Origin of the sequence: Rhizobium sp. BK316 (assembly GCF_014193695.1) — a bacterium.
Classification (GTDB): domain Bacteria; phylum Pseudomonadota; class Alphaproteobacteria; order Rhizobiales; family Rhizobiaceae; genus Rhizobium.
This window is the reverse complement of sequence record NZ_JACHZR010000010.1, coordinates 33,737-51,002: the sequence shown is the minus strand read 5'-3', so window position 1 is coordinate 51,002 and position 17,266 is coordinate 33,737. Positions and strand designations below refer to the sequence as shown.

General features: G+C 60.0%; 13 protein-coding genes. 10 read left to right on the top strand and 3 right to left on the bottom strand.

Annotated features, from left to right (window positions below; translation table 11 throughout):
- Positions 1–166: 166 nt before the first annotated feature.
- The 10 genes from FHT87_RS30540 (at position 167) to FHT87_RS30495 (ending at position 10,098) form a co-directional block, all read left to right on the top strand.
- Positions 167–1,120: a glutathione S-transferase family protein gene (locus FHT87_RS30540; protein ID WP_183806450.1), complete on the top strand. Its 954-nt coding sequence runs from the start codon at positions 167–169 to the stop codon at positions 1,118–1,120.
- 91 nt (positions 1,121–1,211) lie between these two features.
- Positions 1,212–2,054, top strand: a complete 843-nt coding sequence (locus FHT87_RS30535; protein ID WP_183806448.1) for a fumarylacetoacetate hydrolase family protein — start codon at positions 1,212–1,214, stop codon at positions 2,052–2,054.
- Positions 2,055–2,261: 207 nt separating this feature from the next.
- Entirely contained in the window at positions 2,262–3,536 is a 1,275-nt protein-coding gene (phaZ, locus tag FHT87_RS30530; protein ID WP_183806477.1) for a polyhydroxyalkanoate depolymerase, read from the top strand.
- A 144-nt stretch (positions 3,537–3,680) separates the two neighbouring features.
- Complete coding sequence (locus tag FHT87_RS30525; RefSeq protein WP_183734600.1) at positions 3,681–4,115, top strand: DUF2852 domain-containing protein; 435 nt, start codon at positions 3,681–3,683, stop codon at positions 4,113–4,115.
- A gap of 90 nt (positions 4,116–4,205) precedes the next feature.
- Positions 4,206–4,964, top strand: a complete 759-nt coding sequence (locus tag FHT87_RS30520) for a M48 family metallopeptidase (protein WP_183734601.1) — start codon at positions 4,206–4,208, stop codon at positions 4,962–4,964.
- 71 nt (positions 4,965–5,035) lie between these two features.
- On the top strand, positions 5,036–5,704 hold the full coding sequence (locus FHT87_RS30515; protein WP_183806475.1) for a phosphoribosylanthranilate isomerase: 669 nt from the start codon (positions 5,036–5,038) through the stop codon (positions 5,702–5,704).
- Positions 5,705–5,706: 2 nt separating this feature from the next.
- Entirely contained in the window at positions 5,707–6,927 is a 1,221-nt protein-coding gene (trpB, locus tag FHT87_RS30510) for a tryptophan synthase subunit beta (RefSeq protein ID WP_183806446.1), read from the top strand.
- A gap of 6 nt (positions 6,928–6,933) precedes the next feature.
- Positions 6,934–7,773 carry a tryptophan synthase subunit alpha gene (gene trpA / locus FHT87_RS30505; RefSeq protein WP_183806444.1) on the top strand — a complete coding sequence of 280 codons (840 nt, stop codon included), beginning with the start codon at positions 6,934–6,936 and terminating at the stop codon, positions 7,771–7,773.
- Positions 7,774–7,812: 39 nt separating this feature from the next.
- A complete protein-coding gene (accD, locus tag FHT87_RS30500) occupies positions 7,813–8,715 on the top strand; it encodes an acetyl-CoA carboxylase, carboxyltransferase subunit beta (RefSeq protein ID WP_183734604.1) in 903 nt (300 codons plus the stop codon).
- 30 nt (positions 8,716–8,745) lie between these two features.
- The gene (locus tag FHT87_RS30495; protein ID WP_183806442.1) at positions 8,746–10,098 is read left to right on the top strand and encodes a folylpolyglutamate synthase/dihydrofolate synthase family protein; all 1,353 of its coding nucleotides are present in this window, start codon (positions 8,746–8,748) and stop codon (positions 10,096–10,098) included.
- 48 nt (positions 10,099–10,146) lie between these two features.
- Here the strand turns inward: FHT87_RS30495 and trxA are convergent, their stop codons facing one another.
- The 3 genes from trxA to addB all read right to left on the bottom strand — a co-directional run bounded on the left by trxA (position 10,147) and on the right by addB (position 17,266).
- Entirely contained in the window at positions 10,147–10,467 is a 321-nt protein-coding gene (trxA, locus tag FHT87_RS30490; protein ID WP_183806440.1) for a thioredoxin, read from the bottom strand.
- A 75-nt stretch (positions 10,468–10,542) separates the two neighbouring features.
- Entirely contained in the window at positions 10,543–14,088 is a 3,546-nt protein-coding gene (addA, locus tag FHT87_RS30485) for a double-strand break repair helicase AddA (RefSeq protein WP_183806438.1), read from the bottom strand.
- Positions 14,081–17,266, bottom strand: a complete 3,186-nt coding sequence (gene addB / locus FHT87_RS30480; RefSeq protein WP_183734608.1) for a double-strand break repair protein AddB — start codon at positions 17,264–17,266, stop codon at positions 14,081–14,083. The genes addA and addB overlap by 8 nt, the downstream gene beginning before the upstream one ends.

Sequence of the window (17,266 nt, the reverse complement as noted above, 5' to 3'; positions counted from 1 at the left end):
GGGGATTCCATCGCGGAGATCACTTAAGTGATATTTCCGCGCTCGCTTGCTTGGCAAGCAGAGTTTGGTCGCAGCCAGTGCACAATCTGTTTCCAGAAACTGGCCTTACGCGCGCGAGGAACTCCCGGTAAAGCAGCGTCAAATCCGATCGATCAGGAAATACGGCATGCTGGTGAATGGGAAATGGACCGAAGACTGGCAGCCGGTCCAGGCGAAGGACGAGAAGGGTGGTTTCGTCCGTCAGATATCGAGCTTCCGCAGCTGGGTGACGCCTGACGGCAGCGCGGGTCCGACGGGCGAGGGTGGTTTTGCCGCCGAGGCAGGGCGCTACCATCTCTATGTTGCCTATATCTGCCCCTGGGCTTCGCGCACGCTGATCGGCCGCAAGCTCAAGGGGCTTGAAGACGCCGTTTCGGTTTCGATCGTCGAACCGGCGCTCAGCAAGCAGGGCTGGCGTTTTGGCGATTATCCCGGCGCGACTGCGGATGAGTTGAACGGCGCCACCTATATGCATGAGATCTATACCAAGGCGGATCCCGATTTCACCGGGCGAGCGACGGTCCCAGTTCTCTGGGACAAGAAGCGCGCAACGATCGTCAACAACGAATCCTCCGATATCCTGCGCATGTTGAACAGCGGCTTTGGTGATCTCGCGGATGGCGACATTGATCTCTATCCGGCCGCTCGGCGCAGCGAGATAGATGCCTTCAACGAGCGCATTTATCCGTCACTGAACAACGGTGTCTATCGCACTGGCTTTGCGACGACGCAGATCGCGTATGAGGAGGCTTTTGCGGAGGTCTTCGCATGCCTCGACTGGATCGAACCGCAGCTTGAGGGACGCAGCTTCCTTTTTGCTGACCATCCGACGGAAGCCGATATTCGCCTGTTCGTCACGCTGGTGCGTTTTGATATCGCCTATCACGGCCTCTTCAAATGCAATCTGCGGCGCCTCTCCGATTATGCCAACCTCAGGGCTTTCTGCCGCCGGATGCTGGATTGGCCCGGCATCGCCGAGACCGTGAATTTCGATCACATCAAGCGGGGCTATTATTCGATCGAGAGCCTCAATCCCATCCGCATCGTTCCCGTCGGACCGCAACTCACCGAAATTTTCTAGCCGGGCGTACCGCTTCCGCGGAAAGGCATAATGACACCGATGAATAATTCGTTCATAGGTTGCGCACCCGCTTTCCATGAGGAGGATATTCATGAAGCTGATGCGCGTTGGAGAAGCGGGCCGCGAAAAGCCGGCCCTGCTCGATGCCGATGGCAAGATCCGCGATCTTTCTGCCCATGTCGCCGATATCGGCGGCGAAGCGATCACGCCCGCTGGCCTTGCGAAGATTGCAGCCCTTGATCCGAAGAGCCTGCCGGAACTGGCCCCTGGCCGTATCGGAGCCTGCGTTGCCGGCACCGGAAAATTCATCTGCATCGGCCTGAATTACTCAGACCATGCGGCCGAAACGGGCGCGACCGTGCCCCCCGAACCCGTCATTTTCATGAAGGCAACGTCGGCGATCGTCGGCCCGAACGACAATGTCCAGATTCCGCGCGGTTCCGAAAAGACCGACTGGGAAGTCGAGCTTGGTGTCGTTATCGGCAAGACCGCCAAATATGTGAGCGAAGCCGAGGCCCTGGATTATGTTGCCGGCTACTGCGTCTCCAATGACGTCTCCGAGCGCGCCTTCCAGACCGAGCGTTCCGGCCAATGGACCAAGGGCAAGTCTTGTGACACCTTCGGGCCGATCGGCCCCTGGCTCGTCACCAAGGATGAGGTCGAGGATCCGCAGAACCTCGGCATGTGGCTCAAGGTCAACGGGCAGACGATGCAAGACGGCTCCACCAAGACCATGGTCTATGGCGTTGCCTTCGTGGTCTCCTATCTCAGCCAGTTCATGTCCCTGCAGCCTAGTGACGTCATTTCTACCGGCACGCCTCCCGGTGTCGGCATGGGCATGAAGCCGCCGCGTTTTCTGAAGGACGGCGATGTCGTCGAACTCGGTATCGAAGGTCTCGGCACTCAGAAGCAGCTCTTCGTAGCAGATCGTTAACTATTTTTCCGGCTAAAAAGCTTAAACTTTGTGCACCAAGATAATGCCGGGGATCAATTTTCCGGCATTTTTCTTTCGGATTGTAATGTTATGTTGCTGTGCAACAAAAACCTGTTAGCCTACGTTGATGTGCCAGCGTTAACGGAAAGAACCCGGTGCCCTTCAATTGGCGCCGTCTTTGCCGGATAGAGAAAGGTGGCGCCCTTCATGTTCTACCAGCTTTATGAATTGAACCATGCAGCGTTGGCACCGTTCCGCGCTGCAGCCGATATCATGCGTTTTGCCTATTCCAATCCGCTGAACCCCTTTTCACAGACTCCGATGGGCCGCACTATTTCGGCCAGTCTCGAAATGTTCGAGCGAACGACCCGCCGTTACGGCAAGCCGGAATTCGGGCTCAACGAAACTTTGATCGACGGCAAGAAGGTTGCGGTGCGCGAGGAAATCGTCTGGGCGCGCTCCTTCTGTAACCTTCTGCATTTTTCCCGCGATGTGCCGGCCGGCAATAACGGCGATCCGCGCATTCTCATTGTCGCGCCGATGTCCGGCCACTATGCGACCCTGCTGCGGGGCACCGTCGAGGCATTGCTGCCGAGCGCCGATATCTACATCACCGATTGGATCGATGCCCGCATGGTGCCGATGACGGAAGGCACCTTCGATCTTTCGGATTACATAGACTACGTTATCGAGATGCTGCATTTCCTCGGTCATGACACCCATGTCATCGCCGTCTGTCAGCCCTCGGTGCCGGTGCTGGCGGCGGCGGCCATCATGGAAGAAGCCAAGGATCCGCTCTCGCCGTCGTCCATGACGCTGATGGGTGGGCCGATAGACACTCGCATCAATCCGACGGCCGTCAACAAGCTTGCCAAGGAGCGCCCGCTCGAATGGTTTGCCGATAACGTTGTCATGAACGTGCCCTGGCCGCAACCGGGCTTCATGCGCCCCGTCTATCCCGGTTTTCTGCAGCTTTCAGGCTTCATGTCGATGAACCTCGATCGGCATCTGATTGCCCACAAGGAATTCTTCATGCATCTCGTGAAGAACGACGGCGAGCCAGAAAAGCACCGTGATTTCTACGACGAATATCTCGCCGTCATGGACCTGACTGCGGAGTTCTATCTGCAGACTGTCGAACAGGTCTTCATGAAGCACGCGCTGCCGAGGGGCGAACTGATGCATCGCGGTAAACGCATCGACCCTTCAGCGATCCGCAACGTCGCTTTGTTGACGGTCGAGGGCGAGAATGACGATATCTCGGGTGTCGGCCAGACGCAGGCTGCGCAGACCATCTGCATGAACATTCCCCAGGAGATGCGCATGCATTACCTGCAGCCGGATGTCGGCCACTACGGCGTCTTCAACGGTTCCCGCTTCCGCCGCGAGATTGCGCCCCGTATCGTCTCCTTCACGCGCCAGCATTCCCGTGCGACGAAACCACCGGTCCAGCGGGTCATCAAGGGCGGCAAATCGGTGTGAGTTAGAAAACGCTGATTTAATGTCATCGATTCAAAGCCTTGTCCGATTTAACCTGAAATCGTCTTGAAGGCCGGTTCAGCGGTAACCATCTGGTTTTCCAGCACTCGGCATCGTGTCGGGTGTTGAACGCAAGGATACCGCACGATGAACCAGTCAGCATTGCTTCGCCCGGATTGGACTCCGGCTACCGTTGCCTTGATGATCCTTGGCTTCATGGTTTTCTGGCCTCTGGGGCTGGCCATGCTTGCCTACATCATCTTCGGCGAGCGCCTGCGCGGCTTCAAGCGTGACGTGAACCAGGCGACCGATGGCTTCTTTGCAGGCTGCCGCCGTTCGCATGGCCGTCACCGCCCGCATTTCTCGACGGGCAACGTCGCCTTCGACGATTGGCGCAAGGCCGAGCTCGATCGTATCGAGGAGGAGCGCCGCAAGCTCGATGAAATGCGTGAGGAATTCGATTCCTACCTGCGCGAGCTCCGCCGCGCCAAGGATCAGGAAGAATTCGACCGCTTCATGCGCGAGCGCAAGAACGGCAGACGCGACGACAATGGTCCAGTCGCAGAGTACCAGACGCCGTAAAGTGTGATCACAGAAAATCTACGGCCGGCATCGCTTCCGATGCCGGTTTTTCTTTGCGCGGATTTCCGCCGAATCGTATAGAAAATCCCTATGTTTCCGCTTCCGAAGATCCGCCGCCCGACAAGAAAACCGGCGCCGCCCGAAACGCGGACGCTCGATGTCGCCGGCCGCCTCATGCCCTTGACGATCAAGCAGCATGATCGGGCAACCCGGATCACGCTTCGCATTGAGCCAGGCGGCCGGGCACTGAAGATGACGGTGCCGAAGGGGCTTGCTGCCCGCGAAGTCAACGCTTTCCTCGATCGGCATCAGGGCTGGCTGCTGACCAAGCTCGCGAAATTCTCGACAGATACGGGTCTGCGCGACGGTGGCGAAATTCTCTTTCGCGGTATCAGACATCGCATCGAGCACACCGGCAGCTTGCGCGGCCTGACTGAGGCCGTCATGCTGGACGGCAAACCGGTGCTTCGCGTCAGCGGCATGTCGGAACATATCGGCCGGCGCATCGCGACCTTCCTCAAGAAGGAAGCCCGCGCCGATCTTGAGAGACTGTCGCGCCTGCATGCCGGCTCCATCAAGGCGCCGATCCGCTCGATTTCCATGAAGGATACCCGCAGCCGCTGGGGTTCCTGTTCTTCGGAAGGAAATCTGAGCTTCTCCTGGCGCATTGTCATGGCGCCACCTTCGGTGATCGATTACCTCGCCGCCCATGAGGTTGCGCATCTGAAGGAAATGAACCACGGTCCACACTTCTGGGCGCTCTGCAAGAGGCTTTGCCCGCACATGGAAGAGGCGAAGTCCTGGCTGAAGCGTCACGGCAGCCAATTGCACGCGATCGACTTCGATTAAGCGCCGCGTTAAATGCGGCCAGCATTGCAAATTGGCTCGACTCTTCGCCCGTTTCGTGTCACTTCGCTGCCATGAGACCGGATATCAAAATCTGCGGTTTGAAGACGCCTGAGACTGTCGAGCGCGCATTGAAGCGCGGAGCGACACACATCGGCTTCAATTTTTTCCAGAAGAGCCCGCGTTACGTTGAGCCCGATATTGCCGGCAAGCTCGCTGAGCCGGCGCGTGGCAAGGCGAAGATCGTTGCTGTCGTGGTTGATCCAACCAATGACGATCTCGATGAAATCGTAGCCCTTTTGCGCCCCGACATGCTGCAGCTCCACGGTAGCGAGAGCCCCGAGCGCGTGCTGACCATCAAGGCGGTGTATGGCATCCCGGTCATCAAGGCGTTGTCGGTCCGTACTGCCGATGACTTGAAAAGGGTTGAGGCCTATATCGGCATTGCCGACCGCTTCCTTTTCGACGCCAAGCCGCCCAAAGACTCTGAACTACCGGGTGGTAATGGCGTTTCCTTTGATTGGGGTCTGCTCACCTGGCTTGACGGCAGCGTCGACTACATGCTGTCAGGCGGGCTCAACAAGGCCAATGTCGGGCAGGCGCTGGCGATGACCAGGGCTCCGGGTGTCGATACCGCTTCCGGTGTCGAGAGCGCTCCGGGTGTGAAAAGCCTGGACATGATCGATGAGTTTTTCGATGCGGTTGAACAGGCGTGTATGCCTGAAACGACCTCAGGGAGTTGAAAGTGAACGAGACGCCTAAACCGAATTCCTTCCGCGCCGGTCCCGACGAAGACGGCCGCTTCGGCATTTACGGGGGCCGCTTTGTGGCCGAAACCCTGATGCCTCTGATCCTCGATCTGCAGGAAGAGTGGAACAAGGCGAAGGATGATCCGGAATTCCAGGCGGAATTGAAGCATCTCGGCGCCCACTATATCGGCCGTCCGAGCCCGCTCTATTATGCCGAGCGCCTGACGGAGCATCTCGGTGGCGCCAAGATCTATTTCAAGCGTGAAGAGCTGAACCATACCGGTTCGCACAAGATCAACAACTGCATCGGCCAGATCCTGCTTGCCAAACGCATGGGCAAGACGCGCATCATTGCCGAGACCGGCGCCGGCCAGCACGGCGTGGCCTCCGCCACCGTCGCCGCCCGCTTCGGCCTGCCCTGCGTCGTCTACATGGGGGCGACCGACGTCGAGCGCCAGGCCCCGAATGTGTTCCGCATGAAGCTGCTCGGTGCCGAGGTAAAGCCTGTTACGGCTGGCAGCGGCACGTTGAAGGATGCGATGAATGAGGCGCTGCGTGACTGGGTCACCAACGTTGACAACACTTACTACCTGATCGGCACCGCCGCCGGCCCGCACCCCTATCCGGAAATGGTGCGCGATTTCCAGGCCGTCATCGGCACGGAAGCCAGAGAGCAGATCCTTGAGGCCGAAGGCCGCCTGCCTGATCTCGTCATCGCTGCCGTTGGCGGTGGTTCGAATGCGATCGGCATCTTCCATCCCTTCCTTGATGATAAGGACGTCAAGATCGTCGGCGTCGAAGCCGGCGGCAAAGGGCTGCAGGGTGATGAACATTGCGCCTCCATCACCGCCGGCTCGCCCGGCGTGCTGCATGGCAACCGTACCTATCTGCTGCAGGACGATGACGGGCAGATCAAGGAAGGCCATTCGATCTCGGCTGGTCTCGATTATCCCGGTATTGGCCCGGAACATTCGTGGCTGAACGATATCGGTCGTGCCGAATATGTGCCGATCATGGATCATGAGGCGCTCGATGCCTTCCAGACGCTGACGCGCCTCGAAGGCATCATTCCGGCGCTTGAGCCTTCGCATGCGCTTGCCGAAGTTATCAAGCGTGCGCCCAAGATGGGCAAGGACGAGATCATCCTGATGAACCTCTCCGGCCGTGGCGACAAGGACATCTTCACCGTCGGCAAGATCCTGGGAATGGGTGAGTAAAGAGATATGACCGCACGTATGGATAAACGCTTCGCCGATCTGAAGGCGGAAGGCCGCCCGGCGCTCGTAACCTATTTCATGGGCGGCGATCCCGACTACGAGACCTCGCTCGGCATCATGAAGGCGCTGCCGGAAGCCGGTTCAGATATCATTGAACTCGGCATGCCGTTCTCTGATCCGATGGCCGATGGTCCGGCGATCCAGCTGGCCGGCCAGCGCGCCCTGAAGGGCGGTCAGACGCTGAAGAAGACGCTGCAGCTCGCTGCCGACTTCCGCAAGAGCAATGACACGACGCCGATCGTCATGATGGGTTACTACAACCCGATCTATATCTACGGCGTCGAGAAGTTCCTCGACGATGCGCTGGCATCCGGCATCGATGGCCTGATCGTCGTCGACCTGCCGCCGGAAATGGACGATGAGCTCTGCATCCCGGCGTTGAGGAAGGGCATTAATTTCATTCGCCTGGCGACGCCGACGACGGACGAGAAGCGCCTGCCGACCGTTTTGAAAAACACGTCGGGCTTCGTCTATTATGTTTCGATGACCGGCATCACCGGTTCGGCCCTGCCGGATCCGTCGCTGGTTTCGGGTGCGGTCAAGCGCATCAAGGAGCATACTGATCTGCCCGTTTGCGTCGGCTTCGGCGTCAAGACGGCGGAACATGCAAAGGTCATCGGCGCCTCGGCTGACGGCGTGGTCGTCGGTACCGCGATCGTTAATCAGGTGGCCACCAGCCTGACGGCGGATGGAAAGGCGACGGCTGATACGGTTCAGGCCGTTGCGACGCTGGTTCGGGGTCTTTCCACAGGAACGCGTTCGGCGCGCCTTGTTGCTGCCGAATAGTTTCCCCACATTGGCACTAGTCAATCAGGAGTATTCGAGTTGAACTGGATCACCAACTACGTTCGCCCGCGGATCAATTCCATGCTGGGCCGTCGCGAAGTGCCGGAGAACCTCTGGATCAAGTGCCCGGAGACGGGCGAGATGGTCTTCCACAAGGACCTGGAAAGCAACAAGTGGGTTATTCCTGCCTCCGGCTATCATATGAAGATGCCGGCCAAGGCGCGCCTTGCCGACCTGTTCGACAAGGGCGAATACGAAGCCCTGCCGCAGCCGAAGGTCGCCCAGGACCCGCTGAAGTTCCGCGATTCCAAGAAATATAGCGACCGTCTGCGCGACAGCCGCCTTAAGACAGAGCAGGAAGACACGATCCTTGCCGGTCTCGGCAATGTGCAGGGCCTGAAGCTGGTCGCGGTCGTACATGAATTCAACTTCATCGGCGGCTCGCTCGGCATGGCTGCCGGCGAAGCGATCGTCAAAGCCTTCGAACGTGCGATTGCGGAAAAGTGCCCGCTCGTCATGTTCCCGGCCTCCGGCGGTGCGCGCATGCAGGAAGGTATCCTGTCGTTGATGCAGCTTCCGCGCACGACGGTTGCCGTCGATATGCTCAAGGAAGCGGGCCAGCCCTATATCGTGGTTCTGACCAACCCGACCACCGGCGGCGTGACCGCATCCTATGCCATGCTTGGCGACATTCATCTGGCCGAACCGGGTGCCGAAATCGGCTTTGCCGGCAAGCGCGTCATCGAACAGACGCTGCGTGAAAAGCTCCCCGAGGGCTTCCAGACATCGGAATATCTGCTGGAGCACGGCGTGGTCGACATGGTCGTCAAACGTCACGATATCCCCGAGACGCTGGCGCGCCTCTTGAAGATCCTGACCAAGAAGCCGGTTTCGGCTGCAAATGATGCCAATGGGGTGATTGCTCTGGCGGCGAGCGCCTGAGCAGCAGACCTCACAAGATAGGGCGGGCCGATGACGGACAGAGGCCAGATCTCGGTGAGTGAGGCGGCGCAGGAGATCGAAAAGCTCATGGGATTGCATCCTAAGGGCTACGATCTGTCATTGGACCGCATCAAGCGTCTTCTGGAAGCACTCGGCAATCCCGAGCGCAATCTTCCTCCCGTCATTCATATCGCCGGCACCAATGGCAAGGGTTCGACATCGGCCTTTTGCCGCGCACTTCTGGAGGCAGGCGGCTATGCCGTTCATGTCCATACGTCCCCACATCTCGTAAACTGGCATGAGCGCTACCGTCTGGGCGTTGCCGGTGGGCGTGGGCAACTGGTTGACGATGCCGTCTTTGCCGAAGACTTGCGGCGGGTGGCGAAGGCCAATGATGGTGAGAATATCACCGTCTTTGAAATACTGACGGCCGTCACTTTCATTCTTTTTTCCGAACATCCGGCTGATGCCGCGATCATTGAAGTCGGCCTTGGCGGTCGTTTCGATGCGACAAATGTCATCGAAGATCCTGCCGTTTCAGTCATCATGCCGATTTCGCTGGATCATCAGCCGCATCTCGGTGATCGCGTGGAACTGATCGCGGCGGAAAAGGCCGGAATCATGAAGCGCGGCCATTCCGTCGTCATCGGGCATCAGGAATATGACGCGGCGCTTGACGTGCTGATGTCGACCGCCGAGCGGCTGAACTGCCCGAGCGCCGTCTTCGGTCAGGATTTCATGGCACATGAAGAATATGGCCGACTGATCTATCAGGATGAATTCGGCCTCGCCGACCTGCCATTGCCGCGCCTTCCCGGCCGGCATCAATATGCGAACGCCGCAGCCGCCATCCGGGCCGTCAAGGCTGCGGGCTTTACCGTCACCGAGCCGATGATGGAAAAGGCGATGGAGACGGTGGAATGGCCCGGTCGCTTGCAGAGGCTGACGAAAGGCAAGCTGTTGAGCCATGCACCGGCGAAATCGGAAATCTGGGTCGATGGCGGCCACAATCCGGGGGCTGGTGAAGTGATCGCCGAAGCCATGGCGAATTTCGAAGAGCGTCAACCGCGCCCGCTGTTCCTGATCTCGGGCATGATCAACACCAAGGATCCGGTCGGTTATTTCAAGGCTTTTGCCGGATTGGTGGAAAAGGTCTATTGCGTGCCGATCCGTGGCAGCGAAGCGACGATCGATCCGGTCATTCTCGCCAATACTGCCTGCGATGCCGGCCTTGTAGCAGAACCGATGTCATCCGTCACCGACGCTCTGGATGCTATCGCCTCGGCCGTTGACTCGGCAGCGCCACCGCCGCGTATTCTGATCGGCGGCTCGCTCTATCTCGTCGGCGATGTGCTGGCGGAAAACGGCACGCCGCCCAAATGAAAAAGCCCGACAGATGCCGGGCCTTTCTCATCGAATTCATCGATATCGTTAGGATGCGCTGGAAATCCAGTTGGAAAGCGCCGTCTTCGGCTTTGCACCGACAGAGATGTCGGCAACTTCGCCGCCCTTGAAGATCGCAAGCGTCGGGATCGAGCGAACGCCGAACTGGGCAGCCAGTTCCGGGTTTTCATCGATGTTGAGCTTGGCAACCTTGACCTTGCCGGCCAGTTCCGTGGCGATTTCTTCGAGGCTCGGAGCAATCATTTTGCATGGACCGCACCACTCGGCCCAGAAATCGACGACGACGGGTTCTGCCGATTCCAGAACTTCTGACTGGAAGTTGTTGATATCGACCTTAACGGTAGCCATAGGCTGCTCCTTTACCGGAATTTGCTGTTGGACAAGATGTGAGGGTGCGGTGCCGGAATTTCAATGTCCGATATTTCACTTTGTGTTGAGTCCTGCAAGTGCAGAAGCCAAAGCCTGCTCACTGAGCATATGGATGGTAGCATTTTCCGTATATACCAGGATGCAATCGATCCGCTTGGCAGGATAGAGCGGCTTCAGAATTTCCCGGTAGATCGCAAGCTGAGCCTTGTGCGCGAAGGGGATGGCCTCGTCGCTCACCGGCGGCACACGATTTGTCTTGTAGTCCATGATAACGACGCTTTCGGGCAGGACAGCAAGCCGGTCGATACGGCCGGAAACCGCATAGTCCCGTCCCTCCAGCGTCAACGTTCCCATGATCGAAATCTCGGCCTGCGCATGGACGTTGAAGACGGCTCGTAGCCTTTGATCTTCCAAAAGTTTCATAACCGAATCGACCAGAGCTCTCCGTTCGACTGTCGGCCAGAATCGCGCCGCGCGTTCGGCATAACGTTTTGCCGCCTCAGTCCGCTCCTCCTCTGGAATATCCGGAAGTGCCTGCAGCATCCGGTGAATGAGGCGGCCCTTTTCCAGGGAACGATCGCTGCTTTCAGGGTCGCTGAAGAGCGGTGAGGTCACCAGCAGATTATCGGCCTCCTCATCAATGATCGTGCCAGCGCCGGAAGGACTGAGGGGCCGCGGCAATTGTTTCTGCGGCGGAAGAGGGCGGAAAAGGTCCGGCGGGACCGTTTCGCCGCTTGCCTGTTCCGGGCTGCGATCCATCCGCTCGAAGCTGCGTTCGACCTGTTGCACACGCCAGCGGACGCCCTCCCATTCCCCATCAGGGCCTGAAAAGCTCGCTTTCTGGACATGCGGATGCTCTTCGCTGAGCGCGGTGGAGATCATCAGATGCCAGGTATCGTTGTTCAGGCGCACGCCGCGATAACCGCAGACGATCAGCCGGTCGGCGGCGCGCGTCATCGCGACATAGAGCAGGCGCCGGTATTCCTCCTCGGCAAGCAGCTGAATGCGGGCCGCATCGCTCGATGTCAGCGAATTGCCGAGATCGCTGACCGGAATCCAGACCGGTATCGGCGGCTCGCCCGGTTCGGCGTCGATCAGCCGCAGTTTTGGCAGATGCGTGTGAGTAAAGGCCTTGGAACCTCCGTCCACCAGAAAGACGATCGGCGCTTCAAGACCCTTGGAGGCATGCACCGTCATGATGCGCACCTCGTTTCGACCCTTGTCCTGCTCGCGTTTCACTTCCGGCGCCTCGAGTTCCAGCGTCGAGATGAAGGATTGCAGGCCCGGAAGCGTTGACGTCTCATGATCGAGCGCAAAGGTGAGGAATTCGTCCAGGATATCGCTGACCTCGGTGCCGAGCCGAGCCAAAAACTGACGCCGGCCGCCATGGCTGCCGAGAACCCGGGCATAGAAATCATGGACTGAGAGGTTTCGGGACTGGGCGAGAAAGAGTTCCAGCCTTGCGACGGCCGCGCCAAGCCGCTCATTGCCGTCGGCCGCATATTTGCGAAGGTGGTCCCAGACACTTTCATTGTCGTTGCGCAGCGCAGCGATCGCGAAAATATCCTCTTCCGAGAGATTGAAGAGCGGGCTCTTCAAGACGGCAGCAAGCGAGAGATCGTCTTCCGGCAAGAGAAGAAAACGCCCAAGTGCCATCAGATCCTGCACGGCGATATGGCTGGTCAGCACAAGCCTGTCCGCGCCGGCAACGGGAATGTCGCCGCGCCGTTTAAGTTCGCGCGTCAGCGCATTGACGAAGGCGTCGCGTTTGCGGACGAGAACGAGGACATCACCGGCCTCGATGAAGCGTTCCTTGCCCTTTTCGATAATCGTTTCGCGGCCGACGAGAGTACCGATCGTATGGGCGATGCGCCGCGCCAGGATGGCAGCCGGGGCGCTTTCTGGTGTCGCGTCGAAGGGAGCGGTCCAGTCTTCATCCTTCACGATGACATCAGGCACGACCATTTCCCAGAGATCGACGGCGCCGGGATGGCCGATACGGCTGGACCGATGAACGACCGGCTCCATGCCGAGACCTCGCGCATTGTCCGGCGGGGTGAAGATATGGTCGACAGCGAGCAGGACGTCAGACGTGGAGCGGAAAGAGAGCGGCAAACGAACCGTCGAGAAGTCAAGGCCGCTATTCTGCACCCGGCGCTGCGTCCGCTCCTTCTCCTCGGAAAACCGCTCCGGCCGTGCGCCCTGGAAGGAGTAGATCGACTGCTTTTCGTCGCCCACCGCAAACAGCGTGCGAACCGCGGGCCGCGAACTTTCGCCGGAGAAGAAATCCTCTGCCAGCGACTGGATGACGCTCCATTGAATGGGGCTGGTATCCTGCGCTTCGTCGACGAGGATATGGTCGATACCCTGGTCGAGCTTGTAATGGATCCACGGGCCGACGCCGCTCTTGGTGAGCAGATCGGCAGTGCGGGTGATCAGATCTTCGAAGTCGAGATGGCTGCGCTGCTTTTTCAGTTCCTCGTAATCCCCGTTCAGGCGATCTGCGAGCACGAGAGCGGCATGCGTTGCCGTATGCATCCGCATTATCTTTAGCCGGTTCCGACAATTGACGACATGAGCGCGTGCCGTGGCGATCGCATCGGCAAGCTGTGGCGCCTCGGCAAGCATGGCCTTTACGAAGAATTGCCCGTCCGTCTTCGGCTCACCCTTCGACGTCAGAAAAACCTTCTCCAGAATCTGCATCCGTATCGCGATGTCGGATTCGCGCGCTGCACTGCGCAGGCCTTCGGCGACGTCCTGCGCCTTCGCTCCGCCCTTGCCAGCTGCGAGCGCCAGGTAGAGCTCAAGCACCGTACCCGAGAGCCCCGGAAGCGGCCAGTATCGTTCGGCCAGTCCCTCTTCCGTATCATCGGGTGAGAGCCCGAGCTTCTTTCGCAGCAACATGTCGGCGCCGCCGTGCTGTTCGGCTGCGGTCATGAAGCTGCGTATGGCGTTGCGGTTGGCAACGATCTCGCCGAGCAAATTTTCAAGCCCGAATTCATCGCCGAGATTGAGCACATAGGCGAAGGCCTCAGCGAGGGGCGGGTCATTCTCCGGCGCCGTTGCCGTCAGCAGCGAGCGGCGCGCATCGGCCAGCAGCGTTGCGGCTGCCCGGTCGTCGAGAACCGAGAAGTGCCCGGCGACGTTTGCTTCCAGCGGAAACTGGTGCAGAAGCGCTTCGCAAAAGGCGTGGATCGTCTGGATCTTCAGCCCGCCTGGCGTTTCCAGCGCTTTGGCGAACAGGTGCCGAGCTTCTGCAAGTTTCAGAGAATCCGGCTCACGACCTTCGATCTGGGTGATGCGCTTGGAGAGTTCTTCATCGGGAAAAATCGCCCACTCCGCCAGCCGCTCGAAGACACGGTTCGACATTTCGGAAGCGGCGGCCTTCGTATAGGTGAGGCAGAGGATCGCAGACGGACGTGCGCCGGCAAGCAGCAGCCGGATGACCCGCTGCGTCAGGACGTGTGTCTTGCCGGAGCCGGCATTGGCCGATACCCAGGCCGAGCGGGTGGGATCGGAGGCAATCGCCTGCTGGATCGTCGTCCAGCCGATCCAGGTGCCGGGATCGTCACCCTCGGGAAGCGCGGTCGGATCAATCATCGCCGCCTCCATCCGGATCGGCGGTCGCCCATTCCGCACCGCGGGCGAGATGGTCGTAATCGCCACCGAAGTCGAATTGCTGGGCGGGGATCAGCCGGGAGGTAAAGCCCTTTTCGCCCGACTGCAGCAGGGTGACGAATTTCACGAGTTGATCGATCGATTCCTCGGCAAGCTGCATTGCCGATTTTGCCTTGTCGCTGTTGGCCTCCTCATTATTGACCTTGTCCACCAGGAAGCGGCTGCCCGGCCGCAAGCGGACATAGAGCAGGTCATTCGGTACGAGGCTGCCGGCATCACGGAAGGCGCCGGCCTGAAGGGCCGCGGCCTCAAGCGCGAGCTGCGGGTCGAGCAAGGCGCGGGCCTGTGTCGGAGAGGGGTTGTAGCCAGTCTTGTAGTCGATGATGTCGGCGCTGTTTGGCCCCTTGATATCGATACGGTCGGCAACGCCGGTGAGCCGGATATCGATCCCATCGAGTTCGATGCCGCCCCTGACTTCCGTCAGCCTCTTCTGCACATCAGGCTGCCGCCCAGCCTCCCAGTTCAGGAAAGCGCGCGCGACTTCGCGGAAGCGCGGCCGCCAGACGGCGTCGATATGCGGCGGCAACTGCTCCATGTCGAAGAGTTCGGTCAGGACGATTTCCATCGCCGCTGCCGCCTCCGGCGTTCCTGCTATATGGCCTTCGCGAACAAAACGATCGATGATCTTGTGGTAGAGCGTACCGCGTTCTGCCGCGCCCGGATCGCGATTGAACGGGTCGACGGGATCGAGCCGCAGCACGCGTCGCGCATAAATCGCATAAGGGTCGCGGCGCAGCCGACCGACTTCGCTGAAGGAATAGGATTTGGGCTGCAGTTCCCGTGGCGGCTTTGGAGAGGGCCTCTGCGCTGGCGCCTGATTGTCACCGATGTCTATCTGGTTTGCCCAGTGAACGAAGCGCGCGCCCCGCTTGCGCAATTGCTCTTCGAAGTCCTCGCCACCGAGAGCCATCAGCCGTTGCAGCCACCGGGAGGCGACCGTTGGCGTCGAACCTTGGCGCAAGGCGCGTGAATAGATCAGATGGCGTGTGCCATTCGCCATCTCGAAGTCATGTGCCAGCTGGCCGATGCGCCGTTCCGGCGGCTCCAGCCCGATTTCCGTCTTCATCATGCGGGAGATGAAGGGGTTGTTGGCGGTCTGGCCGGGCCACGATCCTTCATTGAGACTGCCGAGGATCAGCGTATCGACATTCTGCAGGCGGGCTTCCAGCGTGCCGAAGATGAAGAGGCGAGGGTGACTGAGCGCACCGGGCTTGACGGCATGTCCGGCCGACAACGCCTGCATGATATCGATCCATTGCGGCCCCTCCGCCTCCATCTGGCCGTCAGTATCGATCACCTCACCAAGCAGGCTTGCAAGGGCATCGCCAGCCTCTCCGGACCAGAGGCCGGCCAGATTACCGTGTTCATCGGCAGCGACGCCTTCCAGAGCGCGGCCCGTTCGTTCGGCCCATTGCGAAAGCATAATGCCTTTCGAATGGCCGTCGTTACCGGGATGCCGCGCCAGTACCGATACGAGCGGCTCGACGGCGCATCCCACCTGCCGGGCAAGCTGTCGGGCCATATCGATAGCCCCTGGCGGCAACGATTTGCGCCAAACCGGCGCATGCCTGTCGAGCGCCTGTTCAGCAAGCTGGTGGTCGAGCAACGGCTCGAGTGATCCTATATCCACCTCCGCCACACCGCCGCGCAGCGCCAGAAGTTCCAGCGCTTCCACCGAGCTTGTCAGAAAGTCGCGCTCCAGCCTGAAGCGGGCAAGCGGGTGTTTCAGCAGCGAGACGATGGCAACGGGATCGCCGGGACGTAAACTCGCCTCCAGCAGCAATTGCAGCAGCGTTCCCTGTGGCGTTGCCGAAAGCGGCGTGCCGGCCGAATCGTCGGCGAGAATGCCGAACCGGGAAAGCTCCGCCATGACCCGGCGGGCAAGATTGCGGTCCGGCGTGATCAGCGCCGCCCGGCTTTCATCGTCGCTGCCCGGCCGCTCGAGCGCAAGCCGCAGGGCAACGGCGATCGCGGTTGCCTCCTCACGTTCATTTGCGGCTTCGATCATCGAAACATCCGCGAATGCGTCGGCGACTGCGCCTTCGGTCAGGCCTTTTTTCCATTCGCCCCATCCGCTTGTCGCTTCGGATGGCGTCAGCGCGCACGAGAGCATTTCGGCACGGAGGCGCAGGTCGGCCTCCGGTTCCTCGATCGGATGCACATCCCCGCGAGCGAGCTTCAGGCGCTTCAAGAGTACGGCAAGACCATATTGCGGATGCGTGCGGCTTGCCGGATTGGCCCGCTGGCCCGGTAGGAGATCGGGCGCGACCAGACGCCAATGTTCCTCCGGCATGGAAAGATCGAGACCAGGGAGTACGATAACGCCTTCAGGCAGGCAAGCCACGGCGCCGATGAGGTCGGCGGTGGCAGGAAGCGAACCCGTCGAACCGGCGATGATGATCGGCCCGGCAGGCTTCATCGTCGAGAGCCTGGCGGCCTCGGCGCGCAGAATGGCATTGCGATGGCGGGCCGGTGAGGAACGGCCGAGCTCGACAAGTCGATCCGGCCAGAAAGCGCTGGCGATCTGCAGGAATTCGGCCGTCAATTGCCACCAGGCTGCATGGTCGCCGGTATCGAGCTTTGCGAGCTCAGACCATGCGAGGTCTTCGGTCTCGATCGAATCGATCAGTTCCGCCAGATTGCGGGCAAGCCAGATGGCGTCCGCCGGGCTGGCGGGCGCGACGAGGGGCGATTCCGAATGGATGTGCCGGACGATCTCGGGCAGCTTGTTGCGCCAGGCAAGGATCAGCCGCGCCAGCTCCAGAAGCCGTGCCGTATTGGAAAGCGGCTGCTCAAGGTCGATCGTTGCGGGCAGCGCCTCGTCAAAATAGCCGCTGTCGTCATCTGTCTCTCCCAGCGGGCGAATGACCGGCAGGATTGCCGAACGGCCGCCGAGTAGATCGACGAATTCCGAACGCAGCACGCGTACGGCACGCCGCGTCGGCAAATAGATCGTCACCTTGGCAAGAGACAGCGGATCGCCAGGATCATGCCGGAAGAGTGGCGTCAGGCGTCCATCGCAGAGCGATGCCGCCAGCGTTTTCAGGAAGGGAACGCCAGACGGGATCGTGAGAATGCGTGGCTGGTGCCGCTCCGCCAT